This is a genomic window from Peribacillus sp. FSL R5-0717 (assembly GCF_038002945.1).
GTDB lineage: Bacteria > Bacillota > Bacilli > Bacillales > DSM-1321 > Peribacillus > Peribacillus frigoritolerans.
Genome location: NZ_JBBOOF010000001.1, coordinates 1431405 through 1457760, shown reverse-complemented (window position 1 = coordinate 1457760; position 26356 = coordinate 1431405). Strand labels below are relative to the sequence as shown.

Below are 26356 nucleotides of genomic sequence, written 5' to 3'. Positions count from 1 at the left end.
AACGAAACCTTATTCTTGGATTCTATCTAGATAGTATCGATTAAGGAGGAATGCAGCGAGTAGTTAATGAATATATAGAGCAAACGATGGAATGGGAGGAATCTATCATGGAGGTTAACCAAAGAAAAATAAATAGTAATGAAAAAGAAATTACATACACACATATTGAAACCGGAAGTCCGGCCGTTTGTTTTATGTTTTCAGGTGCGGGGTACACGTATGAGAAGCCACTATTCTATTATTCGACGATGATCATGCTTCAAAATCAGTATGATGTCGTGCATATTCATTACGCCTATGACCAGGATATATTCAAGCATCCATTGGTGGATATCACAAAAGTGATCGTTAATGATATCAATCCCGTCATTGCGGAAGTGCTTCAAAATCATGAATATCAAGGAACTGTGTTTCTAGGCAAATCACTTGGCACCATCCCCATCATCAACGGAATCATGAAAAGTGAGCAGTTTACGAATGCCAAAATGATTTTGCTGACGCCTCTATTGAAGTTCGATTCGATTTTTGATGGGTTATTGAGCTGCAATCATTCAGCACATATAGTTATAGGTGAAAAAGATCATCATTATATTCCAGATAAAATTCAAGCGATTGAAAATAAACCGAACATAAGCATGAATAAAATCCCGCATGCAAATCATTCCTTGGATATTGAACCTTTTGATACTTCAAGGTCGATCATCGTGCTGGAAGGTGTAATGAATAGAATGGAAGAGTTTTTAAATATAGGTTAGCGAAATACAAAGGGATTCAATCCAGGAGTTAGCAGGTGAAGAATGTTATAATAAGAGTATTGTAGTTTGGAGTTCTGAAAGGAGAAATGATGGTGGGAACCAATACATTTCATTCAATTGATGAATATATCATACAATTTCCCGAGGAAGTTCAGGAGATATTAAAAACGTTAAGAAAAGTCATAAAGGATGCAGCACCGGATGCAGAAGAGAAGATAAGCTATCAAATGCCTACCTTTGTTTTATATGGAAATCTGGTACATTTCGCTGCCTATAAAAAACATATAGGATTCTATCCAACTCCAAGCGCGATCTCCGCGTTTGAATCTGTCTTATCTGAATATAAATGTTCAAAAGGGGCCGTTCAGTTTCCACTAAACAAGCCAATTCCTTATGAATTAATAACCGAGATGGTTATATTTAGAGTGGAAGCGAACAAAAAGAAAAAAGCAGAAGGCAAATCTCAAAAGAAAAAATAACATCGATTATTATCAGAATTCACAAAATGCTTAATATTTGAGAGTATGAGCTGCAAGGATTTAAGGACCGAAAGAGAAAGGTGGAAATAATATGTTCAAAAAATTATTCAGTAAAAAAGAAAGTGTGGAACAACTGCTTGCTCCTATAAACGGACAAGTAATAAAAATAGAAGATGTTCCGGATCCGGTGTTTTCCGGGAAAATGATGGGGGACGGAATAGCTATTCTTCCTGAGGAAGGGTTGGTCGTATCTCCAATCGATGCAGAAGTGATCCAGGTTTTTCATACTAAACATGCTCTAGGCCTCCGTACGAAGAATGGCATAGAATTGTTGATTCATATTGGATTGGAAACAGTTAACCTTAAAGGCGAGGGATTTGAAGTCCATGTCGCAGAAGGGCAAAGGGTAAAAGCAGGAGACAAGCTTGTGACATTTGATATCGATTTTCTAAAATCCAACGCTCCAAGCATCGTTACTCCGATCGTTGTCACGAATGGCGAGCTGGTTGGAAAACTGGAAAAAACAAATAATACCCAAGCAACTATTAACGATACGGAGATCATGAGTGTTTATTTGAAATGAAAAGAAAGATTCCATGCTGACCTCTCCTTTTAGGCTGCAAGCAGGAAAATCGAAAATTGCAGCGAATAGTAGGTGAGTGAACAAATAAAATCAAGCGAGGGTGAATTGGATGGGAATTCAAGCAGAAAAGATTTTTGTAAACTTGCCTGTTAAAGATTTGGATGCCTCAGTAGAATTTTTCACAAAGGTCGGTTTTGAGTTTAACGAGCAAATGACCAATGAAAATGCGACATGCATGGTTATAAGTGAGTCCATATATGTCATGTTGTTAGTGGAAGAATACTTTAAAACGTTTACCAAGAAGGAAATCCCTGATTCTGCTGCGAGTAAGGAAACCATCGTCGCCCTGTCCGTTAAAAGCAAGGAAGAAGTCGATGAGATAGTGAATAGGGCACTGGATGTTGGCGGAAAGCCTTTCAATGAAGCCATTGATCATGGTTTCATGTACGGTTGGAGTTTTCTGGATATTGACGGGCATTCTTGGGAAGTATTTTACATGGACGAAAGCGGATTTAATCAAGAATAAAAAGCAAGGCACAATCCTTCACGAAGGACTGTGCCTTTTTTAGCAATCTTAGCTGAATTTCATTCATAACAATACGGGGCTAATGTCTTTCCACTCATAAATCAATAGATTCAATTCAGCACCAGCTATTTTGATTTTTTCAGTTTTAAGCAATTCAGCACCGAATGCTTCATAGAAGTATCGAGATTTATTATCTTCAAGCACCTCTACGAAAATTGTCTTGAATCCCAGTTCTTCGAATTTAAAAAATAATTCTTTGATGAGTTTCTTACCTATCCCCATTCTTTGTGAATTTTCGAGGATATATATCGCAGTTAAATCGCCCGAATCCTCAACTTGATTCGTCTCCCTTTTCCCTCCGCATATAAATCCTACTATTTTTCCTTCGTTATTTTCTGCGACATAAACATAATTTCCATTACTAGTTATATTCTTTATCCATATGTCTTTCCTATTCTCATAAGAAAGTTTATCTAAAAATTCACCCGGAATTATATCTTTATAAGTGGTCCGCCAGCAATCCACATGGACTTTCGCTATCCCTTCCGCATCAGCCAACGTTGCCTCTCTTATTAGCATAGTGGTTCCTCCTTTTTTAAGTTTGCTATACCTCTTATTTTTTACTACTGTTATCCAATTAGCAACTAATTGACCCAGGATATTCCAATGATTAAATTTGTATGTTACTATTTCCTATAGTTTGCTTGATGTGGGAGAAGGAATGAGATGAAACAGATTTTCCGTAGTAAAATATTTTATTTAATAAGCTTCTTGATTATCTTGGGGGTTGTGCTGGTTTTTAATAATGACGAAGAACCGACTGAGAAATTAACTGACGATGAATTTACAAATTTAGCGGATAGAAAAGTGACATTTATAGAGGTGGAGCAGCGAAAAAGTGTGATTGAAATAAGCGGTCGGCTGGCAGGGTATGAAAAGGAACAATACTTTGTCGCGTCTGTCCCAAATAGTGAAACTTCGCTAGATAGAATGAATAATGCTGCAGAGGAACATGATATAGAAAAAATGGAGTTTACACCATACAATGAGGCAAGCGGGTGGGTCACCCTGTTTACAGCGACCATTCCGTTCATGGTCATTGAGTTATAATAAAAAGATAGTTTTCGACGATATATTTCTATTTTCGGAGATAAAACTGTGAATTTTGTCGATATTTCTAGTGAGTTATGGCTTCTGCAAAAAAAGTGATAAACCTTTAAAATGGTATTGAAGATTGCTGAATAGTTTGATAGAATAAAATAAATGAAAAAGACTATGTGCAACTGGCGAAACACGGATAACCGTGAGGGAACACATAGTGTCGTAGCCGTTCGCCTGGGCAGAGGTAAGGGATTTTATCCCTTGCCTCTTTCTGTATATTAACAGATAGTAAAGGTTTAAAGTCAATATTTTGAAATTTCAAAAACATCATAATCAAAAGAGGAGCTAACAAAATGAGCACAATACTTTTAGAAAAAGTCAAAACGATCAAAGCGTTAAATAATATTGCCGAAAGCGGGCTGAATGTTTTCAATAAAGGCGATTTTAAAGTCGACAATGACAGTGAAAACCCTGATGCGATCGTTCTTCGCAGCTTTAATATGCATACTATGGAATTCGGCGATCAGTTAAAAGCAATCGCAAGGGCAGGGGCTGGAGTCAATAATATTCCGGTCGACAAATGCACTGAGCAAGGAATTGTCGTTTTCAATACACCTGGGGCTAACGCAAACGCTGTAAAAGAAATGGTGCTGACGACATTGATGGCTTCATCTCGTAACCTTTTTGCCGGTGTGGCTTGGACAAAGACGCTTGAAGGCGAAGGGGAACAAATTCCGAAGCTTGTCGAAGCAGGAAAGAAACAATTCGTTGGTAAAGAAATCAAGGGAAAAACTCTTGGCGTAATCGGTTTAGGAGCAATCGGTGCACTTGTAGCGAATGACGCGCTTGATTTGGACATGGATGTCATTGGCTTTGACCCGTTCATCTCTGTTGATACAGCTTGGAACTTATCCCGCAATGTACAGCGCGCAATGACAATTGAAGAATTGTTTGCAGAATCTGATTATATTACAGTACACGTTCCATTAACTGACGACACAAAAGGAATGTTTAACCAAGAAACATTCAGCATCATGAAGCCGGGCGTACATATCTTGAATTTCTCACGCGGTGAGCTAGTGAATGAAAATGATATGCAAGCTGCACTTGAAAGCGGAAAAGTAGGCAAGTTCATTACTGACTTCCCGAATGAAAACGTGTTGAAAATGAAAAATGTCGTTCCAATTCCGCATCTTGGTGCCTCTACGCTAGAATCAGAGGAAAACTGTGCCATCATGGCAGCTCGTCAGTTGAAGAACTTTTTAGAAACAGGGAACATCAAGAACTCTGTGAATTTCCCGAATACTTCCCTTCCTTTTACAGGAAACCGTCGTGTAGCAACTTTCCACGAAAACGTTCCGAACATGGTTGGGCAAATCACGCTGGCTGTATCAAGCTTTAATTTGAACATCGCTGACATGGTTAACAGAAGCCGTGGGGGATATGCATATACGATCATCGACATTGATGGTGAAGTAAACGGTGATATCATTCCTGCCTTGGAAGATCAAATCAAACAAATCGAAGGCATCGTTACAACTCGTATCATCTAATTGGAACCAAAATAAAGCTGATAAATAGTGAAAGCCTCAATTCCTTTATGGAGTTGAGGCTTTTTTAGGCTTTATTAATGATTTTGGAATAAATATTGGGGTGGTCATACTAAACTGGCTCACGTGTTAACAACCTAGGGATTACAACGGACTCAGCCTGCGGGCAGCTCGATACATTCAGTTGAAGTCCAAACAGCTTCCACACGCATTACTTAGCATCGAAATTCTCAAAATCCGTCATGCTTTCCTTCTGTGTTATCTTCATAATGTACAAAAAACATCAAGTAGATTGCGAAAAGGAGATGCAAATAAAGTGGAACATCTTTATCATTTTGAATGACCACAAATATGTACATTCCATATAACAAAATGGGAATGCTTAAAAGGATTCTGTGCTTAGTCACATGTCATCCCCCCATTTATCCTCAAATATCAATACATGAGCCACTTGGAAACCCTTTTCTGCTAGAAAATCTGCTAATTTCATAGCTTCATCCTCCTAATTAACCAAATATTCTGTCACTTCTATTAATACAATAGTATGAAGTACAGAGAAAATGCTGTCAATCTATATTCCATCTGTACTCATTTTAAGTTAACGGATTCATAAGTTATCAGCCAAAATAACCATCTCATATATAGGCAAAACGGTACCAAAACGGGGAAGCAATGCGATCAACTGAACGCAGGGAAGCAACGTGCTGCGAACCTGAACAATGGAATCAATTGTATGCCTCCTTGCCTACGTTCACTTCAGCGCATCTAAGTAAAAGAATCGCCCCTAATCCAGAGACGATTCCCTATCTTAAACACCCTTTCTACAAAAAAAGGATGACCCTATATTGTTCTTCCCAAAAAATTCTGGTGCTGATGAAGGATATTCGATGTTAAAAAAGCTCCTACAGGAGGCAGTTGCCCGGTATACGCATTACCGCTAACAGGAAATTGATTCTGAGCTATATCTGTAGTGGCAATCCAAGATCCAGACTCACCTGCTTGCAGAGAGGGAGGCTTCATAAGAAAACGTCCTTGAAGAATGAAATGCCGAATTCTGCTCTGTTGATCATCGATTATGGTTAAATTGCCAGAGAACGTGGCATAAGGTGAATCAAATGCGATTTGTTTGGCGTTTTCATTCCAAAATCCATTAATCGGAATGGGTCTGCCACGAAAATTAACCGTACCAACCACCCTATTATCTATAATGGAATGAATGGAAAGTGTGCCCCAAATAATCGTTCTGCCAGCTATTGAAGAGTGGATACCCCATACAGATGGGAATGGAAAGCTAACCGAAGCAGTTCCCTGTGAAGTTACCAATGCTATGCCCTCCCTTAATGGTTGTTTATGTTCCGAGGAAGCTTCCTTGTTTAAAGCAGTATATGCAGCACGAGTAGAATAATTTAATAAAGAAAGGTGAACTCTTACATCTCCTTCCTGAAATTGCATGATGAGTTACCAGTTGCCGAAAAAGGATTGAACGGATCAGAGGGAGGAATGGAGGGAAATGAGGTACTTGCGGCGAAAGTAATCTATAGAAATGTGTTGAAGATAGGATGAGCAGCAAATGTGAACGGATCAGATGAACAGCTATTGAGCATGAAGAACGGTTTGAGAAACGAAATGATAATAGATCGTAAAAAAACATGAAGGAGTGACGCATATGCATAAAAAGGGCTGTTCCAAATTGAAGTGTCAGTGTTTCATCGTACCTAACTATATCTTAGAGAACATGGCACAAAATGAAGTGGAAGAAGCACGGATCAGTTTAGCGAAAAGCCGTCAAATGCGCAGGCGCAGAATATTGAAAGAATACGATATTGACGGTGTTGTCGCACTGACGGATGCAGGATCTGAACGTCAAGGTGAATCTGCCCGTCATGTTTACGATTGCAAGGGAGGAACGAAACTCCGGGAGAATGAGGCTAGGAAAGAAGGAGACCGATCAAGTGCAGATCCCATTGTTAACGCTGCATATGATTATAGCGGAGTTGTGCGTGATTATTTCAAGGATGTTTTGCACCGTAATTCAATTGATAACCAAGGTCTTGATCTCATTCTGAACGTTCATTATGGCAATAAATTCACGAATGCTTATTGGGACGGCGATGAAATGGTATTTGGTGACGGCGATGGGGTCATCTTTAGCAATTTTGCCAACTCACTCGATGTAATTGGACATGAATTGACACATGGGGTTACGCAGTTCACAAGTGGATTGGAGTATGAAGGTCAGTCCGGGGCATTGAACGAACATCTTTCAGATGTGTTTGGAGTTGCCATAAAACAATTTCACTTAAAGCAAACTGCAGGAGATGCCGATTGGCTGATCGGTGCTGATATAATGGGACCGACACTGAAAGGGCAGGCACTCCGTTCGATGAAGGCACCAGGTACGGCATTTGACAATAAGTTAATGGGTAAGGATATTCAGCCTGATCATATGAAGAACTTCTATAAGGGAGAACGCGATAATCATGGTGTCCATATCAATAGCGGCATACCAAACAAGGCCTTTTATCTAGTATCCATGGAAATTGGAACGGACAAAGCGGCCTTGATTTGGTTCAATGCGATGCAGAATTTATTTGCGACGGCGAATTTCAATCAATTCGTGCAAATCGTCATCAAGGCAGCTCAAAAACTTGTTGATAGCGGCGATGTTACGAAAACAGCCATCAAGACAATTGAAAATGCTTTTAAAGCGGTTGGACTGCCTGAGTAGAAATATTCCATGAATAGGAGGCTTCATCTACCATGCATATCAAATTTAGCTGCATAGGGGGATTTGCCAACCTCGACTTGAATTTCGAAATAGATACGGATGAATTGCCGAAAGAGAAGTATGAGGAATTGCAGAACTTAATGAAACATGCTGACCTTCATAATGCTGCCCAAAGTAAAATGGTAAAAACGCAAGGGTTCGACTCGTTTTCGTACCAGCTGGATATAGCCGTTGAAAAGAAGAAGCAGTCTTTCTCATTCACAGACACAACAGCTCCAGAGGAAGTCCGGCCCTTATTGGATTATTTACGGAATTTAGCAATTGAAATAAAGCTGGCAGAATAACCACGTCAAAAAAGTCTATCATTCAGATAGACTTTTTTTGACGAGTCGTAAAACTTCACAAAAATGTCATTTCGTTTCACTTTTATCTGGATTTTGGCTGTTTGTTCTCTAAATGGACACAAAATAGCGATCCGCAGTAGCAAATTTGAAACGGAAATTAGATAGTATAGCCCTTTGATGAGATTTTGTAAAGAGTTAGCCAATCAAACAGGTAAAGCAGTCACAAAAGGGAACTAATTTTGAAAGAGGTAATACAAGAGCGGTTTTACAAAAAAAGCATAAAATAGGATAATGGTCGCAGAGAGGTGAAGTGAATGACATATCAAGAAATGAAAGTGACGATAGCCGGAAACAGCCTTACCCAATTCGGGAAAAGAATATTAATCTCGCAGATTCAATTCTCGACATTGGAGGCGATATTCGAAGTCGATGAGGCGGTTCAAAGAAAGCTTGATCTCAATCGAAGGACTGAAATCAGGGAGTTCATCATCGATTCTGTATCGGAAGGGGACTTTTACTTTTCCCCATTCATCTTCTCGAGCAGGGGAGCGATCCAAGAAGTGCCCGTCGGCGGGGAACTGCCACCAGGAAGTAAAATATACATACTTGACGGTCAGCATAGGACCTACGCCCTCATTTCAGCCATCAGTCACCTAAGGGCACGGAAGGAAACGGAAGAAGAAATCGGAAACTTTCCCGAAGCGGCAAAGCTCCAAAACCAAATTGATAAGTTAAAAACCTATCCGGTCACGATTCAAATCTATTTAAATCTGGAAACGCATGAAGAAAGACAGCTATTCAATGATATTAATACGAAGCGAAAAGAGCCGCATAACGGCTTGGTGATGAAGTATGACCAGCGCGATGAATATGCAGAGCTAACACGGAACATTGCCAGGATATTAGAAAGTAAGATGGAGATAGAGGCCACCCTTTCGAGGGTCACCGTGAGATGTACGGCGCTGACTACGCTGACGATCATGAGGCGCTGCCTTATTGCTTTATTTGAAGGAAACGTCACCGCGAAAGCGGGTAAAGCCAATTATGGTGATATGACCAAAGCAGAAATCATCAACACCGCGACCGCGTTTTTCGAGTCATGGCTGGAAATCTTTCCGAAGAAGATGACAGACCGGACTACATTCACATCAGGGTATTCCGGCATTCAAATAGCCCTTGCCCAAACGATCCACCAACTCCGAAAACATCATGAAATCCCCTATGAAGAAGCAATAAATCATATGCTGCATTTGAAGAAAGCCTGTACTTGGAAGCATGATGATACCCTTTATTCACACATTTACGACCCCTTGAAAAAAAGAGTCAAAAACCATTCGACAACAAATGCCATCCAGAAAACGGCTCTCGCGTTCAAACGAAAAATAGAACAAGAAGGAGGATGGCTGCATGATTCTAGGTGAATTGGACCGGAAAAGAAGGACGATGGTTTCCTGCTCCATCATCGAGCTGGTCCATATGTATCGCAACGGTCAGATCGCCACGAGGGAAATCAACCAGCTGCGGGTCCGATCGATCAAAAACTATCTTTTGGACAATGCGTTAACGAAAAATATCTACCTGCCGCCACTTGTTGCCAGCAGCAGGGAAGGAGCAGCCCCTAATGGAGATCCTATTGAACTTTCGATCATTGACGGAACACAACGAATAGCGGCTTTCGCGCAATTGGAGGACAGTATCCTTAAAGCGTTAAAGAAAGGTGAAGAAAAGGTGAAACTAGCATACGAACTGGATTCACTCATGAAGGACAGCTCGATTGCGATTCAAGTATTTGAAGGGCTAACAAGAGCGGAAGAATCCCAGCTCTACCTGGATCTCAATCTAAAAGGCAAGAAAGTGGCCCTTTCCAAACGGATATCATTCGACTCGCGAAACAACCTCAACGTCATTACCAATCAGGTGCTCCATACCCATCAATCGCTAAAAACAGCCGGTGTCGAACTTGAAAAGCGTTCCATCAATCGTCCAGCCAATAAAAACCTCTTATCGCTATCGCAATTGAGGCAGGTCATCGGCATCTTCATGACTGGGAAGGCACACGTAAACATCGAAGAGAAAGTATCACAAAGTCCGCTTTCGAACAGTGAATACATCACACTCATTCATCTCTATCTTAATGAACTATTCGACATATACCCGGCAGGACAGATGGGTGATTACACAAAATGCATGCTTGCCAGTTACCCGCTTTTCATTGCCGTTGCCCTTTATGTCAATGACAAAATGGAAAACCAGCCAATCGAACAAAGACAACAGCTGATTGCCACGAGAATGTCAAAATTGAAAGAAGTGGACTGGAGCCCTGATAATCCCATTTGGAAAGAGTTTAAAGGAACATACAAAGGGCGGCCGCCATTATTTCACCTAAGCAAAGATAAAAACAATATCGAAGAGCTAGTACGCTGGCTGTATAGCTGTTGAGGAGGTGAGGGGAAATGTGATAATGAAAAAGTGAAAAACCCCTAGGTGAGGACGTCCGGTCAGACAATCACCTAAGGGCTTGCGAGCAGGAGTATACCTGCCTCTATGTCCAGTATACTCCATAAAAAGGAATAGTGAAATGGGGAGTGAATGGAATGATGATACGAAAAAACTATTTATTGAATATGGAAACGGTAGGAATGATGGAGCGATACGACGCCAATGGTGTCGAGATGACTACGGTAGTGGAGGGAGACGGCACTTTCCATGTTAGGCAACCGCGCCAGGAAATCCTGAATAACACGTTAAACCACTTTGGATTGGATCTGGATGGCGGACTAGCAGCAGCCAAATCCGTACTGGGCGGTAAATACAGACTGCCCGTCTGCATAAACGCCCAACTGGGGATGGTCTGGTTCTCCTCCCGCTCATTCCGGAAAAGAGGAGGAGTCTGGTTTTCCTACATCCACATTCGTGACTTAGAGGAAATGAACGAAAAGGAAACACTAGTCCACACAAACTACGGTCATTGCCTACCAGTAAACTTAAGCAAAAATCAGCTCGCCTTCAAAAGGGATCAAGCAGCCTATCTGCATACGACCTTCCATGAACGCTCATTGGGTAAAAAGACCTTTTATTACGAACCGGGAAGCGGAATCACCTTTTGCAAAGAACCTGGGGAGGTCCATTACAGGGTGAAAGGAAAGGAATAATATAATCCATGAGACCGCTGAATTGGCGGTCTTTTCTTAGGCGTGGATCAAGTGAGAGCGGGTATTATTTAACATCCAGAAAAATAGTTATTGTAAAAAATGGAATGATACATTATGATTAGTAAATGTTAATATTTAGGGAAGGAAGTACGTATTTTGCAACGAACATTTGCCATTTTACTATCTTTTGGACTAGTTTTAGGTCTCTCGTTTGGCGCAAATGACGTTGCCAGCGCCAAAACAAAGGTGAAGACTTATAAAAACTGTACAGCATTGAATAAAGACTACAAAGGAGGCGTAGCCCGTACATCCTCCGTTAAAAATAAAGGAGGAAAAACGAAATACAAGCCTCACGTTTCAAAGGCGCTTTATGATGCCAATAAAAAAAGCGATCGCGACAAAGACTTTATCGCTTGTGAAAAATAAGGATTATTAAAAGAGACCTTTTATAGGAAGGTCTCTTTTAATTTTTGTAGATAAAACGTGTTCCATATTGATTGGAGCGGGTGTGAGAGACTCCTGCGGAAAGCAAGTGCCTGAGAGGAAAGTTCATTTTTGTACAAAACTAAAAAAACGGAAGCTAAAGCCTAAACAGGTTTTTAGCTTTTTTCTCGTGGGTTATCTTTCAAACCGTCCAAAATGTGTATTTTCCCGATTTATAAGTGCATCCCCAAGATTGATTCTGCTCATAAGTCTTTCATGGTCCGAAGGAAAACGTTCTTTAACATTTGCGACACCCTCTGTTGTTGGGATATTACCATTAGGCATAGGACGTTCTTCTCTTTGAAACCCAGGGTTCAAACTATCATTATTAGGGTCTCTACGAGCATCAAGGTTCCCGGCAGTATTATTTGGATCATTGTTATTATCTTGTGGCATATATTTCACTCCTTCGCTTATATTATCCGCTGATGGCATTAATCTATTCGCACGCTGTACTTTATCCTTTATTTATCCTGTTTTCCTCAATTTGCAGCAACGCCAATTTCCCTTGAATGATCAACAAGTACGAAGGGTCTTTTTTATGCTTTAAAAAAACTTCTAAATATTATGATTGACTTACATTTTAATTTGTCTTACAATTTCAATGTAAATAGTCGAAAGATTCAATCAAATGGAAGGAGAACTTACTTAAGAGCTAATTCACTTCAACATGAAGCATGACAACATACTGCGCGTTAACTTTATGTCAATTCCGGAAATGACGTAAAGTTCCGTCATACTTTCAATATCTGAATGTCTAGAGTTATCTAAGTATTATTGCTTTAGAAAAAATGAAAGCGAATACATACTCTTTGGAATGGAGTGAATAACTTGAAAAATCAATCAAATCTTGCTGAATCCACTGTGATTGCTCCGGAGGTCGAAAGTAAGAAAACAAATTTCTTCACGAAGTTTAAAACCGCCTATGGTCCAGGGATTCTTGCCGTGTTAACGTGGCTTGGCGCCGGGGATCTGGTGACTTCTTCTGTTGCCGGTGCAGATTATGGATATAGTTTAATGTGGATTTTAGCTCTGTCATTAATTCTTCGTTTTCTTATCGTTAATGTTATTGCCCGGTTCCAGCTTTGTAACACAGAGGGTTTAACCATTCTTGAAGGCTATGGACGTATCCACCCATTTTTCGGTTATTTCATGTTTGGTTATGCATTAATCATGGGCCATCTGTTTAATGCCTATATGATTAAGGGAGCGGGAGAGGTATTATCGACACTCTTCCATGTCAATCAGCCATTCTTAGCTTCAATGGTAGTTGTAGGATTAGTGTTTATGCTTATTGGCAGGAATATTTATAATAGAATTGAAAGTGTAATGAAAGTGCTTTTGGCATTATTGACCATTGCCTTCTTGTTCCTGGCCATTCAAGCTACACCGGATGTGGGGCAAATCATTAAAGGAACAGTTGGTTTTAGCATTCCAAGTGATACTGGCGTTCATGGAGCATTATTGGTGGCGATTTCAATTATCGGTGCAGTGGCAGGATCGATTTCGAACTTTGTACATCCATATTTCATGAAGGAAAAGGGCTGGACGAAGCCGAGTCATGTCAAGGTTCAAAGAAATGACTTACTGTTTGCCATCGGAGTTTGCATTGTGATTAATTTAGCCATTTGGGTGGTGGGGGCAGAAATTTTAAAACCGAATGGAATTCATGTGGAAACGATTGATGACTTGGCAATGGCATTACAAATGTCGTTAGGACAATTTGGCTGGTACATTTTTTATCTTGGGGTATTTGGCGTATTGTTCGCGAGTATAGTAGGGAAATCAACTGGTTTTCCAAGATTGATAGTAGATGCCTTTTACGTAATAAATAAAAACCGACGCGAAAAGTACAATGGTAAATATGAAAAAGATCCAATGTTTAAATGGATTATGATATTTGTATTAGTTACGCCGCTTATTTGGTCCATTCCCGGCATGCCTGGTTTCATTGCATTGACAATTGGCGTAAATGCAATAAATATAATCGGCTTTCCGGTAATCGCAATTGGCATGCTCGTGCTTTCAAATAAAAAAAGCTTGATGGGAAAATATAAAAACAATTGGTTCGAAAATATTATTCTAACGTTAGCTTCAGTTTTAGCGATTTGGTCCGCCGTTCAATTAGCTACTACCTTTTTTTAAAATAATGGTAGATTATAGATAGAGGCGTTAAACAAAAAAGGTTATGTCAGCATTTGAACCCGATGGGGTCCTACTTTATTGGAAGTGAGGTATCAATGATGAAACCGAAAGTAATCGTCTATAAGAAAGTGGATCAAAAGGTGCTGGATTATATTCAAGAGACTTGTGATGTCGTTTATTTTGAGGGTCTTGATTCACAAAACTATCCTGAATTTCATCAGGAGCTGAAGAACGTACAAGGTATATTAGGTTCAGGATTAAAGGTGGATAAAACTTTACTGGATCAAGCACCGCAATTAAAAATCGTCTGTAATTCATCGGTTGGTTACGACAATTTGGATATAACCGAGTTGTCCAATCGAGGAATCATGGCTACGAACACTCCCGAGGTATTGAACGAGACAGTCGCCGATACGATCATGGGTTTGATGCTCTCCACAGCGAGAAGAATGCCTGAGTTGGATCAAATGGTAAAGTCAGGGCAATGGACATCGAATATCGGAGAAAAATCGTTTGGGTTGGACGTCCACCATAAAGTATTAGGCATTATCGGAATGGGCGGAATCGGATCTGCCGTTTCAAAAAGGGCACGTTTTGGGTTCGATATGAACATCTTATATCATAACAGATCCAGAAACGAAGACGCGGAACAAAAGTATGGAGCTACATACTGTTCTCTGGAAGATCTGTTAAAGCAATCTGATTTTGTCTGCTTAATGACACCGCTGACTCCTCAAACCGAAAAGATGATGGGGGAAAAAGAATTCAAGCTCATGAAAGAGTCCGCCATCTTCATCAATTGTTCAAGGGGGAAAACAGTGGATGAAGAAGCGTTGATCGATGCGCTAAAGACCGGAGAAATTCACGCGGCAGGACTGGATGTCTTTGTACAGGAGCCCGTCCAGGAAGACAACCCGCTGCTTTCCATGAAGAATGTCGTCACTCTGCCTCATATCGGTTCCGCAACATATGAAACCCGCCTGAAAATGGCGATGCTGGCCGCAACAAACCTTGTCGCCGGATTACAGGGCGAAACTCCGCCTACGTTGATTAAAGCTGGCGTAAAGGTGAAGTGATCTTTTATAAATTAAGCTGGATAGCCTTAATTGGGGCTATCCATTTTTTTGTTTCGGATTATTATTATTACTCATCCTGCAAAACAAAAAGCCCTCCCATAAAGGAGGGCTTTTATATCAATTCCCCAGACTTTTGTTATTCATCAACCACATCTGCCATTTCATCAAAATCGGAAACTACGATCTATCAAACAGTTCAGCACAAGAAATACCTGGGTTTGTCATCGCGTAAGAATAACTTGTAATCGGAGACTGCACGCAATGTTTGGATACATAATATGCATGCACTGGTACTTGTTTTGATCCCTAGAAGTCTTTCTTAATACGATTGTCTTGATTTAGATTGTTGACACCGTGTTTCCTCGTTTATAAGTTTATGCTACGTCTGATTGTTTAATTGAATTAACGTAATGGTTTGCTTTATCCTGGTCAAATTCCCCTTCCCATTTCGACATGACAATCGCCGCCAATGAGTTCCCAATGACATTAACCGCTGATCTTCCCATATCCAAAATTCGGTCGATACCGGCAATGAACGCAACACCTTCCACCGGCAGTCCCATAGAACCAAGTGTTGTTAAAACAACAACAAATGAGGCACCTGGAACGCCAGCCATTCCTTTTGACGTTAACATCAATACGAGTAACAAAGTGATCTGTTCTGTAATGGATAAATCTATACCATACATTTGTGCCACGAAAAGTGAAGCAAGTGCTTGATAAATCGATGAGCCGTCTAGATTAAACGTATAGCCTGTTGGAATAACAAAGGAAGTAATGGATTTCGGGCAGCCAAACTTCTCCATTTTGTCCATAAGTCTTGGTAATACCGACTCTGAACTTGCTGTTGTAAATGCCAAAATCAATTCATCCTTTAACACTTTCAGGATAACAAAAATGCTTGTCCCTGACATTTTCGCTATAATTCCAAGAATGGCGAATACAAAGAATACCATCGTCACATAAACAGCAATTACTAGGTTACCTAAAGGAATTAATGTTGAGATACCGAATTTCGCAACGGTTACACCAATCAGTGCAAACACACCAAAGGGGGCAAATTTCATGACTAGATTCGTCACCCAAAACATTACTTCCAACACACCTTCAAAGAATCCAAGAATAGGCTTTCCTTTTTCGCCTATCGCAGCCACACCTAAGCCGAATAAAACAGAAAAGAAGATAATCGGTAATAAATCCGCTTGAGCCATTGATTCAAATACATTTGAAGGAACAATATGAGAAATTGTTTCTCCAAAGCCACTGCTGCCAGCGGTATTTGTCGTTTCTTCATATTTTGAAATATCACTTTTTTCAAGATTGCTTGTATCTAAGCCAGACCCTGGGTGGAACAAGTTTGCCGCCAGTAATCCAATAACAATGGCAATTGTGGTGACAATCTCGAAATAAAGAAGAGTCTTCCCGCCTAATTTTCCCAGTTTCTTTATATCGCCGACTCCCGCTATGGAGACGACTAGTGCAGCCATGACGATTGGGATGACGATCATTTTAATTAAATGAATGAAAATATCGCCGATAGGTACCAAAATGGCCATGACTGTTTCATTACCATGGAATAAAGCACCGACAACGATACCTAGTACAAGTGCAACAAAAATTTGAGTAGCTAAGCCAAACCTTTTCATTTGAATTCCTCCTTTTATAGTTGTTCTGTTGTTAGCGCTTTCAATTTTTAGATTATTTCAAGTTTATGATCATCCTACTGGAACCTACTGAATCCTACGGATACTTACAAGGGCCATAAAAAATAATAATTTCAGTCAAAACCCTTCTCACTTTTTTACCTTTTCATGTGTTATGTTTTTAATATAGTGACTGGGGAGGGACCGTATTGAAAAAGAGTATAAGGATATTGCTATTGATTATGATTGCGGTGCCTCTTGCGGGCGAATTCAAGTTTTACCCCTTCGATGATACATTCAGAGTCAGTTTGGGAACCCCCGTCTTCTTCTTGTTTTTACTATGGGGGAGGAGCATCCACCCGATTATTGCAGGCATAGTGACGGGAGTGAGTGTGTTTTTTTTGCGTTTTTCACTGGCTGTCGGGATACCGGACATATCCGTTGAGGATGCGATCTATCTTCATGTTCCCGCCTTTTTCTATTATTTCATTTACGCGTTGGCCTTTCATAAAACGAAATTGAACGAACGGCACGATCAGCCGTTTATGATCGGGCTTTTAGGGGTATTGATCGAGCTTTTTGCAAGTGTATCGGAGATGACGATCCGATCCATCCTGGCGAATCAGGGCACACCCTTGTTAGCCATTGACCAACTTGTTTTAATCGCCTTTATTCGAAGCTTTTTCGTTCTCGGCTTTTTTAATATAGTAAAGCTGAGAGAAGCGAAATCCGCAGAAGCGGAGCAACGCATTCAAAAGGAACAAATGCTGCTTTTCATTTCAAGTTTGTATGAGGAATCGGTTCAACTGAAGAAAACGATGCAAAATGCGGAAGAAATCACCCGAACTTGTTATGACTTTTACCGTCGGATAAAAACAAGGGGGACTAATGGAAGCCATGCGCAAACTGCGTTGCAGATTGCAGGTCTCGTGCATGAGATCAAAAAAGATAACCAGCGGATTTATGCGGGGCTTTCGAAACTTATGTCATCCAAAAACCTACAGGAATATATGAAGATCGAAGACCTTGGTAACATCATGATCGTGTCCAATAGACGATATGCAGAGTCCCTTCGCAAAGTTATTACATTTACCTTGCATATAGATGATGACCATCCCCCCTATCATGTATATATGGTATTATCATTAATAAATAATTTATTGGCCAATGCAGTGGAAGCCATTGAAGAAGAAGGATACGTATCACTGCATGTGAAAAGGAAAGATCAATTCGTGGAGTTTTGCATCTGTGATAATGGCCCCGGCATTGCGCCAAAGCAGAAGGAAATCATTTTTACAGCAGGTTATACAAAGAAATTCGATGCGGCGGGAAACCCTTCGACGGGAATTGGCTTATCGTATGTGAAACAAACAGTTGAAAAATTTGGAGGACATATCAGGCTAATGGATACCTATAAAGAAACCGTATTCATCGTAGGAATTCCGATTGATGCTATTATGGAGAAAGGGCTAACGAGATGAATTATTTCATTATAGATGACGATCCTGCCATTCGAGGAATGTTGACAGAGATAATTGAAGACGAAGATTTAGGCAAAGTGGTAGGAGAAGCAGAAGACGGAGCTTTAGTGAATAATGGCTTGTTGTTTTTAAAAAAAGCAGACGTTGTCTTAATTGATTTGCTCATGCCATTAAGGGATGGAATTGAAACAATCAGGTCTCTTGCTGATGGATTTCAAGGAAGATTTGTGATGATATCGCAAGTGGAAACGAAAGAAATGATTGGTGAGGCGTATAAATTAGGAGCGGAATACTACATTACAAAACCGCTGAACCAAGTTGAAATTTCATGCATATTAAATAAAGTGAACGAGCGAATACTGGTGGATCAATCGATCCAGGGCATTCAAAGGTCGTTGAACGTGTTTACGGACCGCCCGAAGTCTTCTAAAACCTTTCATACAAAAAATATCATGGAAGCCGGACGGTCCTTAATTTCTGATTTAGGTATGATTGGCGAAGGGGGAAGCGAGGATTTATTAAACATTTTAGGATTCCTCCAAAATGAAAAGCAAAGACTCGGTCCTGCCTACTCGTTTCCATATTTAAAGGAGATTTTTGCTGGGATTGCTGCTGAAAAGCTGGGAGATCAAGCGAAAGAAGCCGAAATCCAGAAAGAAATGAAAGCTTCCGAGCAGCGTGTCCGTCGCGCTCTTAACCAGGCACTCATCCATATCGCTTCATTAGGATTGACGGATTATATGAATCCAAAATTCGAGGCCTATTCATCCACATTTTTTGATTTCTCGGAAGTCCGAAAAAAAATGCTGGAGCTAGAAGACAAAAGCAAAAAAGTAAGCAGTCAGAGCCGCAATAATATGAAAAAATTTATCCAAGTGCTGTTTATGGAAGCAAGGCAGATGATGAAATAATAAACCAGTAACACAAGTGGAATAGATTGAAAATTCACAAAAACATTTTCTTATTTTTCGTTGGAAGAAGCATAAAGGCAAATCCGTTTATATGGGATTTGCCTTTATCGCTATTTCCCCCGTATTTTTTTATGGCTCTTTTCGTAAAGATTGTTGTTTTTAAACGAAACTATTTAAGGTTGATTGGAGCGGAAGTGCGAGACTCCTGCGGGAGCAGCGGGACAGGTGAGACCCCACAGGCGTTTACGCCGAGGAGGCTCACCGCCCGCCCCGCGGAAAGCGAGCATCTGGAGGGGAAATCAACCACAACCCACTACCTGGTAAATAGCAACAAAGTATGTGAAAACATCCTTTTTTATAAACAGTATTGTTTCAAATCTATAGAAAAAGGATAAAGAAGTTCATTCGTTTTCTATTCGTTGATTAATTCCATCGCTCTAACTTTGGGATGCCTCTAGTGAAAAACTTAGCAATAAATTTAGGCATATTCATATTTTCCATCATATGATTTTGAACAACTTTTTGCATTTCTATCGCAGTAATGTTTTGAGTGAATTCACCATTTATATAACAATGACTGCAATATTTAGTACTTATCCTACCATCTTTTTCAGTTCCACCACCTAATTCATCTTTAGATAGCGGCATTCCACAACTCTGACATGCTTTATAATTTTTCATGATAATTTCTCCTACAAAAAGTTTTATCCTAAACATTATCTAACAAACAAAGTTAAGTCAAGACAATATGAATCGCATCTCATCGAAACGAATCAAACGTTGATGTGGGTGTTGCAGTTCTTATGAAAGGCGGGACTGGCGAAGCTTTAGGCCTTCAAATAATCATAAAAATAACCAGCCAAGCTATTGCTCGACTGGTTACTGGCTTTACATGTTAAATTAAAGTTTAAAATGACGATTCATTATGGCAACTGTTGTGCAAAATACATTGATATCATTCGGAATTTATGATAAGTTAGTATAGAAACGCATTTAAATATATATAAAAACAGTTTACCCCTTACTATAAGTATAGGGTAAAACTCACCTCTAGTCAACCCCTAATTTCTCATTTTTTAAAGGAGTGTCCGTTATGAACAATGAAATTCGGCAGGAGCAAGAACGTTTGAATGAGGTGATAGAAACAATCACGAAACAAATCAGCAAAATAGAAGGAGAAACTTCAAAGCGTAAAAAAGAAGTTGTTAATATCCGTAAACACTTTTGGGATGACCTCAAGGTTAATATCGATACTTTCGATGATTATCTCGAGACCATCATTGGATTAAGGCAGCAGGCTCAAGACTTGTCACAAAGCGAAGGCGCACATAGATATGCCTTTAAGAGGCTGTCAACACTGCGCCGCATGCAGGAAGTGCCTTATTTCGGCCGGATTGATATCACTGAAGAAGGGTCTCCCCTTACGGAACAAATTTATATTGGGACTTCCACTCTTACTGATGCAACAGGAGAAAACTTCATTATCTACGATTGGAGGGCCCCGGTTTCGAGTGTTTATTATGACTATCCTCCCGGTCCTGTAGAATACTCCACTCCCGGAGGCGTAATTCGGGGGATGCTGGAGAACAAGTGGCAATACACCATCAAGGGCGCCGTTATCGAATCAATGTTCGATACGAATCTCACCATTGGGGATGAGATCCTGCAGCAGGTACTGGGCAAGGGAACGGATAAGCATATGCACAGTATCGTGTCCACCATTCAACGTGAGCAAAATAGGATCATCCGGAACGATCGCGGACGTCTGCTCATTGTTCAAGGTGCAGCTGGCAGCGGGAAGACATCGGCTGCCCTTCAACGGATTGCTTACTTGCTCTACAAGAACCGTGAAAGGCTGAAAGCCGATCAAATCATTTTATTCTCTCCTAACTCCATGTTTAATAACTACGTATCCAATGTGTTGCCCGAACTTGGCGAAGAGAATATGCAGCAGGTAACATTCCAGGAATATCTGGATCATCGTCTGACTGAATCGTTTCAAGTTGAGGATCCTTATGAGCAACTGGAATATTTGCTGACTGGAGCGGAGGATCCTTCCTATAGCACCAGGACAGCGAGTATCCAATTTAAGGCATCCATTCGCTTCTTTGAAATCATCAAGACCTACAGACAATCACTGGAGCAATCCGGAATGATCTTTAGAGGGGTAAAGTTCCGAGGGGAAACGCTCGTCTCAGCTAAACAAATCTCGGAAAGATTTTATAACACAGACACCACATTAAGATTTCACAATAGGATTGAAAAGCTGAAAGAGTGGTTATGTGAGCTACTTGATGAAAGGGAAAAGTTTGAGTTGAAACAACCTTGGGTCGAGGAGGAAATCGAGTATCTTAGCAAAGAAGACTACCAAAAGGTATACACCTATTTAGAGAAAAAACGCGGCCATGATGAAGATTCCTTTGACGATTATGAGATGGAAAATAAAATGCTTGCGCGTATGATTGTTCGAAAGAAATTGAAGACGTTACGCAAACGGATAAAAGCACTTCATTTTATCAATATTAAGGGCATATACAAGCAACTTTTTGACGAACAAATACGGATCGAACTGTGGAATGAGGGTGAAACACCTGCCGAAAGGGAAATTTGCTTATCAACCCAAAAAATGCTGGACGAAGGTAAACTGTATTATGAAGACGCGACTCCATTTTTGCTGCTGAAGGAGTTAATTCAAGGATTTCAGTCGAATACAGCTATAAAATACGTGCTTGTAGACGAAGCACAGGATTATTCTCCATTTCAATTCGAGTTCTTGAAACGATTGTTTCCTAATGCCAGGATGACCGTGCTCGGTGACTTTAACCAGGCAATATTCGCCCATGCCAGTGAACGGGTTGATTTCCAGACTCTTACCAGTTTATACGGGATAAATGAAACCGAGAGCATAACCTTGGATCAAAGCTACAGATCCACAAAGCAGATTATAGAATTCACACGTGAACTAATTCCAGAAGGCCATCGAATTAAGGCATTCAATCGTGAAGGCGAGAAGCCTGTACTCACTCAAGTGTCCAGCCGTGATGAACTGCACCGTGAGATCATGTCTAAAGTCAAAGACTTTCAAAGCCGTGAGTACAATACAATCGCAATAATCTGTAAATCTGCTGCCGAAAGTGCCGCCGCATACGATGCCCTTAATGCCCACGGTGAAATTAAACTCGTACAGAAAGGCACAAATGAATATGAACAGGGTGTAGTTGTTATACCGGCTTATTTAGCCAAAGGCATCGAATTCGATGCAGTCATCATTTATGATGCAGCCATGCAAACATACGGTGATGAGAGCCTGCGTAGATTGTTCTACACCGCATGTACCAGGGCTATGCATGACTTGCAAATTTATACGGTTGGCGAACCCAGTCCATTCTTGAAAAACAGTGCAGCGGAGAGTTTACTTCTGACCTCCAAATAACAAAGAATGGAGTCATTATTAGTGCTTCCTTTTTTCTCCTTTCATTTTATTGCTCTTTTATCGAAATACTATAAAAGAAAATCTTTAGAAAAGGAGGAGATGGATTGACTAACGAGAAAGAACAGGTGGAAACGGGAGGAAGCCAGGTGACTGGTGAATCAACGATTCAAACAGTTAATGATGGTCATTATCATTATCCAGGGCCCGTGGAAGAAGGCTATAGCGGAAATACAGGAAGAGCAGTACAGCCTGCCGGGAAAAAAGATCCTGATGTTCCTCAGAACAAAGATACATTTAATTACACCCGTAATTTAAAGTAGATCCGTCCAACATCATACTTGGAGGTGAAGGAAATGAGTAAAAAGACAGGAAGAGGTCGCATCGCTCCAAGTGTTAACCCGCAGGGGCATGGAAAAGATGTGGAATTCTCCACCGAGCCTAAAAGCGATCTTGAAAACAAGGCAAAAAAGTCCAATACAAAATAAACGTATTGGATAAAAATGAGGTCATACTTTTATTAAAGCCCTTCTCTTAGTCGAGAGGGGCTTTTGCAATCTAAAAGAAGGTATTAATCATCTTAAAAATCCAATCCTTGCTCCTCGTTTTTTGTCGATGAATCATACGTTTTTGAAGCAGCGGGATGTGAAAGAATAAAAGGATGGGGTTACCGTTAAAAAAATACCAAATACATATACTGCTGTGCTAATATGAAAGACTGAACTTAAATAAATGAGAGGAGTTACAAATGAAAATAAATCGATTAATAGCGAACAATATAAGCCATTTGGATTCATCACTGCCAGACGACCAATCATTAGGAATTGCTGGTTTATCAGGTTCCGGGAAGACGACTTTTTGTCAAACCATTGGCGAAGAATCCAAGAAGCGTCTCGTTTCCTTATTGCCGAAGTCTGAATATCAGTATTTATTCCCTAATATTATGGAAACCAACTTCAGTGCCATCAAGATGGAGGAAATGCCTCTGGTCCTTTTTCTCGGCAAATCATCCATTTCAGCTAATCCCCGTTCGACCATTGGCACACATACTGGTGTGTTTAAAGAGATACGTGTTTGTCTTGCAGAAAAATTCAATCTTTCTCCGGAAGTTTTTTCATTTAATAATGCCTTAGGCTGGTGCCCCGCTTGTAAAGGACGCGGTACGACGAAAAACGTCGAATGTCCAAAGTGTGAGGGGAAGCGCTACAATCAAGAAGTCGAGCAATATACCATTGAATTATTAGATCGCCCGCATACTATATCCGATATCAACAACTTAAGCATCGAAACGATCCTTTCACTCGCAGAGACCTTACATATTAGTGAAGCTAAACAGCATATTCTCCAAAATATAATCAATATGAATATTGGTTATTTAGGCTTGAACCGTATTATGGGGACAGTGTCAGGAGGGGAATTAACCCGGCTTTATTTGGCCGAATTCATGGCAACAAGTGAAAATACCGTGATCATCATCGATGAAATCTCCGTCGGTCTTGATCATCAAACCCTTTTGAAAATTTTGGAGCAGATTAAGCAATTAGGTTATAAAAATCAAATTTGGCTCATTGATCACTCCGACACGGTGTTGGATAGCACGGATGACCAATTGTTCTTTGGACCCGGCAGCGGAAAATATGGCGGGAAAATCGTTGAGGAATCACCGCGGCCCAAACCAATCAGCTGGAAGCGTAATGAAGCAGCGCCAACGGAATACTATCAATTTCAGGATCTCTACTGCCGTAATATTCAAATGGAAGAAATCCGGATTCCCAAGAATAGACTCGTTACCTTTACCGGTGAGTCCGGCTGCGGTAAATCTACACTAGTCAATGAATGCATCTCCAAAGATTTTCAGAAGCGGTATCCAAAGGATAAGCTGGTCATGGTCGGGCAGGACCGAAATAAATCGATCACCAGCCGGTCGACCGTTGCGACGTTTCTTGATATTAAAAAGAAGCTCACCAAATACAGTGATGAAATTGATGATATTTTTCAGCGTTCGATCGAAGATATCATCGAAGAATTGCCATCTGAAGACATCGCACATAAACGTTTGAGCTTATTGATCAAACTTGGACTTGGTTATTTGACGTTAGAAAGAAAAACACAAACATTATCGACGGGTGAATTTCAATGTGTCCACTTAGTTTCCGAGCTGTTTGCGAAGACAAGAAACCCGCACACGCTGTTCATTTTTGACGAGCCTTCAAAAGGGTTATCGCAAAATATTTTAAACCAATTCATTGACAGTGTCAGGGTCATTCTGGAGGATGAATCCGTCTCCATCATCATGATTGAACATAATGCCTATATGCTGGAAAGCTCGGATTATATCGTGGATTTTGGCAAAAGACAGCTAACACCTGTCCAGCATCTTGACGTTGTCAGTCATGATGATTATTACAGTCACAAAGACAGTGACGAACGGGTGGAGCCATTGCATATCTCTTCAACGCTCCGGTCAAAAACTGGTATCGATTATTTACAGGATAATCATCTGGACTATTTCAAAAACGCAGAGAACGTCTATAAGGGCGGCATTTTAAAAAGCTTATCACCAATCGCTCGCGTGATTTATGGGGAGTACGAGTCCGACACGATTGCACCTGTGATCGCCATTGATCTTGAACGCCACTTGTACAGTCAATATACGTTTCTTTATGAATTGGGCGGAATGATCAACCATATAGTGGCTGCACATCCGACCAATAAGGATACAAGAAGCTTCGATTTCTATTCAGCAGAAAATCATTGTCCAAGCTGTTCGGGACGCCGGTTCATTGAAAAATTCGATTTCGATGTAGTCATACAAGACAAAAACGTGCCATTCTGGGATGGTTTATTACATCCGGACGTGATGGAAGTATTAAAATATTATCAGCATTCAAAACTGCAATTCCTGTTTGATGAGATCAAGAATGAACTCGGTCACGACATTAGTAAAAGCTATAATGAGATGACAGATGCCGAAAAGCATACCTTCTTATATGGGTATTGGGAAAAGTCCTTTTACGATAAAGCAGGCAAGGCATCGCGAATTTGGGAAGGGTTCAATTTCATCATTGGGCGTTATATCTTCGTATCGAAATCAATCATTAAAGAGCAGATGAAAGAAACAAAAGAGATGATCGACTGTCCAGTCTGTCAAGGAACGGTTCTCAAACATCATAAAAAGCTGATGTTTGGTGATACGGACATTCGCGAGATCATCCAACAGCCAATTGATCAAGTCATCCAAATTGTAGGAAAGCTGCCGGAACTGGAAAAACTAAAAGCGATTGTGGGCGGCGATATCGCACTTACTGATGATGTCTCATTCCTTCCACGTAAAACAAAAGCGGCGTTGAAAATGCTCGAACTCGAACTAGCAAGCTTTGTCGGCTATGAAGTGGTTTTACAAAATGCCCAACCATTCTGGGACAGCATTAAAGGCAATATCGAAGCAATCAGCAGCAAAAATCAGATTACCATCTGTGACTTTGCCAATATTAACGAAACAAGAGAAACCATTATTGATAATTATTTCACCAATGGCAAATACAAAAAACTAACCTATGTCTATGAAGCATTCGGCTACAAAAAAATCGTTACCCAAATCAATAAAATTAAAGCAAGTCATAAATGCCCATTCTGTAATGGCAAGAAAGTCATTTCAGAAGACAACATCCATGACGGTGTGTATAAATTAACGATCCCTTGTGTGAGCTGTCATGCCAGTGGCATCGATGATGAAGGACGCAAAGAAATCGTCGAAAGCATCGACGTCCAGACCTGGCTGACAGGGAAAGTGAAGGATGTCGTGGCCGAAAGCGAACGTACCGAGGCCGTGGCCGATATCCCCATTTTCGCCCGGATACGTGAATTGAACAAACGAGACATGATGGCGGTTTATCAATGCCTAGACAAGAAAAAATAAAGTGAAAAGTCCGCCGAAAATGGCGGACTTTTATTTTGGGGACATAAGGG

The 26356-nt window shown here is 40.5% G+C and carries 26 protein-coding genes and 1 riboswitch; of the genes, 20 read left to right on the top strand and 6 right to left on the bottom strand.

Going from position 1 to position 26356, the window contains the following annotated elements; genetic code table 11:
* Positions 1 to 107: 107 nt before the first annotated feature.
* The 4 genes from NYE65_RS07085 to NYE65_RS07070 all read left to right on the top strand — a co-directional run bounded on the left by NYE65_RS07085 (position 108) and on the right by NYE65_RS07070 (position 2343).
* Complete coding sequence (locus tag NYE65_RS07085) at positions 108 to 755, top strand: alpha/beta hydrolase (RefSeq protein ID WP_340860195.1); 648 nt, start codon at positions 108 to 110, stop codon at positions 753 to 755.
* Positions 756 to 844: 89 nt separating this feature from the next.
* The gene (locus NYE65_RS07080; RefSeq protein ID WP_445670404.1) at positions 845 to 1234 is read left to right on the top strand and encodes an iron chaperone; all 390 of its coding nucleotides are present in this window, start codon (positions 845 to 847) and stop codon (positions 1232 to 1234) included.
* Positions 1235 to 1325: 91 nt separating this feature from the next.
* On the top strand, positions 1326 to 1817 hold the full coding sequence (locus NYE65_RS07075; RefSeq protein WP_340860192.1) for a PTS sugar transporter subunit IIA: 492 nt from the start codon (positions 1326 to 1328) through the stop codon (positions 1815 to 1817).
* Positions 1818 to 1926: 109 nt separating this feature from the next.
* On the top strand, positions 1927 to 2343 hold the full coding sequence (locus NYE65_RS07070) for a VOC family protein (protein WP_098937469.1): 417 nt from the start codon (positions 1927 to 1929) through the stop codon (positions 2341 to 2343).
* Positions 2344 to 2406: 63 nt separating this feature from the next.
* Here the strand turns inward: NYE65_RS07070 and NYE65_RS07065 are convergent, their stop codons facing one another.
* Positions 2407 to 2922 carry a GNAT family N-acetyltransferase gene (locus NYE65_RS07065; RefSeq protein ID WP_340860189.1) on the bottom strand — a complete coding sequence of 172 codons (516 nt, stop codon included), beginning with the start codon at positions 2920 to 2922 and terminating at the stop codon, positions 2407 to 2409.
* Positions 2923 to 3069: 147 nt separating this feature from the next.
* On the opposite strand from NYE65_RS07065, the gene NYE65_RS07060 reads away from it, so the two are divergent.
* Positions 3070 to 3453 (top strand): ATP-dependent metallopeptidase FtsH/Yme1/Tma family protein, encoded by a 384-nt coding sequence (locus NYE65_RS07060; protein ID WP_340860187.1) that lies wholly within the window; start codon positions 3070 to 3072, stop codon positions 3451 to 3453.
* Between the two features lie 159 nt (positions 3454 to 3612).
* Positions 3613 to 3691: riboswitch (ZMP/ZTP riboswitch) on the top strand.
* A gap of 106 nt (positions 3692 to 3797) precedes the next feature.
* Positions 3798 to 4997, top strand: a complete 1200-nt coding sequence (locus NYE65_RS07055; protein WP_034304108.1) for a phosphoglycerate dehydrogenase — start codon at positions 3798 to 3800, stop codon at positions 4995 to 4997.
* Positions 4998 to 5224: 227 nt separating this feature from the next.
* Here the strand turns inward: NYE65_RS07055 and NYE65_RS07050 are convergent, their stop codons facing one another.
* The gene (locus NYE65_RS07050; RefSeq protein ID WP_156500252.1) at positions 5225 to 5401 is read right to left on the bottom strand and encodes a hypothetical protein; all 177 of its coding nucleotides are present in this window, start codon (positions 5399 to 5401) and stop codon (positions 5225 to 5227) included.
* Between the two features lie 433 nt (positions 5402 to 5834).
* Positions 5835 to 6446 carry a hypothetical protein gene (locus NYE65_RS07045; protein WP_340860184.1) on the bottom strand — a complete coding sequence of 204 codons (612 nt, stop codon included), beginning with the start codon at positions 6444 to 6446 and terminating at the stop codon, positions 5835 to 5837.
* A gap of 214 nt (positions 6447 to 6660) precedes the next feature.
* Here NYE65_RS07045 and NYE65_RS07040 point away from each other — a divergent pair, with 214 nt between their 5' ends.
* The 6 genes from NYE65_RS07040 (at position 6661) to NYE65_RS07015 (ending at position 11644) form a co-directional block, all read left to right on the top strand.
* On the top strand, positions 6661 to 7722 hold the full coding sequence (locus NYE65_RS07040) for a M4 family metallopeptidase (RefSeq protein ID WP_241635300.1): 1062 nt from the start codon (positions 6661 to 6663) through the stop codon (positions 7720 to 7722).
* A 32-nt stretch (positions 7723 to 7754) separates the two neighbouring features.
* Positions 7755 to 8066, top strand: coding sequence for a protealysin inhibitor emfourin (locus NYE65_RS07035; protein WP_063575250.1), 312 nt, complete (start codon positions 7755 to 7757; stop codon positions 8064 to 8066).
* 314 nt (positions 8067 to 8380) lie between these two features.
* Positions 8381 to 9487, top strand: a complete 1107-nt coding sequence (locus tag NYE65_RS07030) for a DNA sulfur modification protein DndB (protein WP_340860182.1) — start codon at positions 8381 to 8383, stop codon at positions 9485 to 9487.
* The gene (locus NYE65_RS07025) at positions 9474 to 10505 is read left to right on the top strand and encodes a DNA sulfur modification protein DndB (protein WP_063590192.1); all 1032 of its coding nucleotides are present in this window, start codon (positions 9474 to 9476) and stop codon (positions 10503 to 10505) included. The genes NYE65_RS07030 and NYE65_RS07025 overlap by 14 nt, the downstream gene beginning before the upstream one ends.
* Positions 10506 to 10660: 155 nt before the next feature.
* The gene (locus NYE65_RS07020) at positions 10661 to 11218 is read left to right on the top strand and encodes a competence protein ComK (protein WP_328110604.1); all 558 of its coding nucleotides are present in this window, start codon (positions 10661 to 10663) and stop codon (positions 11216 to 11218) included.
* 156 nt (positions 11219 to 11374) lie between these two features.
* The gene (locus NYE65_RS07015; protein WP_340860179.1) at positions 11375 to 11644 is read left to right on the top strand and encodes an excalibur calcium-binding domain-containing protein; all 270 of its coding nucleotides are present in this window, start codon (positions 11375 to 11377) and stop codon (positions 11642 to 11644) included.
* 192 nt (positions 11645 to 11836) lie between these two features.
* Here the strand turns inward: NYE65_RS07015 and NYE65_RS07010 are convergent, their stop codons facing one another.
* Positions 11837 to 12097: a hypothetical protein gene (locus NYE65_RS07010; RefSeq protein WP_057276994.1), complete on the bottom strand. Its 261-nt coding sequence runs from the start codon at positions 12095 to 12097 to the stop codon at positions 11837 to 11839.
* Positions 12098 to 12532: 435 nt separating this feature from the next.
* On the opposite strand from NYE65_RS07010, the gene NYE65_RS07005 reads away from it, so the two are divergent.
* Positions 12533 to 13846, top strand: coding sequence for an Nramp family divalent metal transporter (locus tag NYE65_RS07005; RefSeq protein WP_053536195.1), 1314 nt, complete (start codon positions 12533 to 12535; stop codon positions 13844 to 13846).
* 98 nt (positions 13847 to 13944) lie between these two features.
* Positions 13945 to 14922: a 2-hydroxyacid dehydrogenase gene (locus tag NYE65_RS07000; RefSeq protein WP_328177112.1), complete on the top strand. Its 978-nt coding sequence runs from the start codon at positions 13945 to 13947 to the stop codon at positions 14920 to 14922.
* Between the two features lie 374 nt (positions 14923 to 15296).
* Here NYE65_RS07000 and NYE65_RS06995 read toward each other — a convergent pair whose 3' ends face one another.
* Complete coding sequence (locus NYE65_RS06995) at positions 15297 to 16568, bottom strand: cation:dicarboxylate symporter family transporter (RefSeq protein ID WP_340860177.1); 1272 nt, start codon at positions 16566 to 16568, stop codon at positions 15297 to 15299.
* A gap of 206 nt (positions 16569 to 16774) precedes the next feature.
* On the opposite strand from NYE65_RS06995, the gene NYE65_RS06990 reads away from it, so the two are divergent.
* On the top strand, positions 16775 to 18046 hold the full coding sequence (locus NYE65_RS06990; protein WP_340860175.1) for an ATP-binding protein: 1272 nt from the start codon (positions 16775 to 16777) through the stop codon (positions 18044 to 18046).
* Positions 18043 to 18957, top strand: coding sequence for a response regulator (locus tag NYE65_RS06985; protein ID WP_340860174.1), 915 nt, complete (start codon positions 18043 to 18045; stop codon positions 18955 to 18957). Before NYE65_RS06990 ends, NYE65_RS06985 begins: the two co-directional genes overlap by 4 nt.
* A gap of 423 nt (positions 18958 to 19380) precedes the next feature.
* On the opposite strand, the gene NYE65_RS06980 is transcribed toward NYE65_RS06985, so the two are convergent.
* Positions 19381 to 19638 (bottom strand): zinc ribbon domain-containing protein, encoded by a 258-nt coding sequence (locus tag NYE65_RS06980; RefSeq protein ID WP_057276990.1) that lies wholly within the window; start codon positions 19636 to 19638, stop codon positions 19381 to 19383.
* Between the two features lie 412 nt (positions 19639 to 20050).
* Between NYE65_RS06980 and helD the strand changes: the two genes are divergently transcribed.
* From helD to NYE65_RS06960, 4 genes are all read left to right on the top strand, one after another.
* Positions 20051 to 22390 carry an RNA polymerase recycling motor HelD gene (gene helD, locus NYE65_RS06975; RefSeq protein WP_340860172.1) on the top strand — a complete coding sequence of 780 codons (2340 nt, stop codon included), beginning with the start codon at positions 20051 to 20053 and terminating at the stop codon, positions 22388 to 22390.
* Between the two features lie 104 nt (positions 22391 to 22494).
* Positions 22495 to 22710, top strand: coding sequence for a hypothetical protein (locus NYE65_RS06970; protein WP_034304092.1), 216 nt, complete (start codon positions 22495 to 22497; stop codon positions 22708 to 22710).
* A 33-nt stretch (positions 22711 to 22743) separates the two neighbouring features.
* Positions 22744 to 22875 carry a small, acid-soluble spore protein L gene (gene sspL, locus NYE65_RS06965; RefSeq protein WP_034304091.1) on the top strand — a complete coding sequence of 44 codons (132 nt, stop codon included), beginning with the start codon at positions 22744 to 22746 and terminating at the stop codon, positions 22873 to 22875.
* A 260-nt stretch (positions 22876 to 23135) separates the two neighbouring features.
* Positions 23136 to 26306: an ATP-binding cassette domain-containing protein gene (locus NYE65_RS06960; protein ID WP_340860168.1), complete on the top strand. Its 3171-nt coding sequence runs from the start codon at positions 23136 to 23138 to the stop codon at positions 26304 to 26306.
* Positions 26307 to 26356 lie beyond the last annotated feature (50 nt).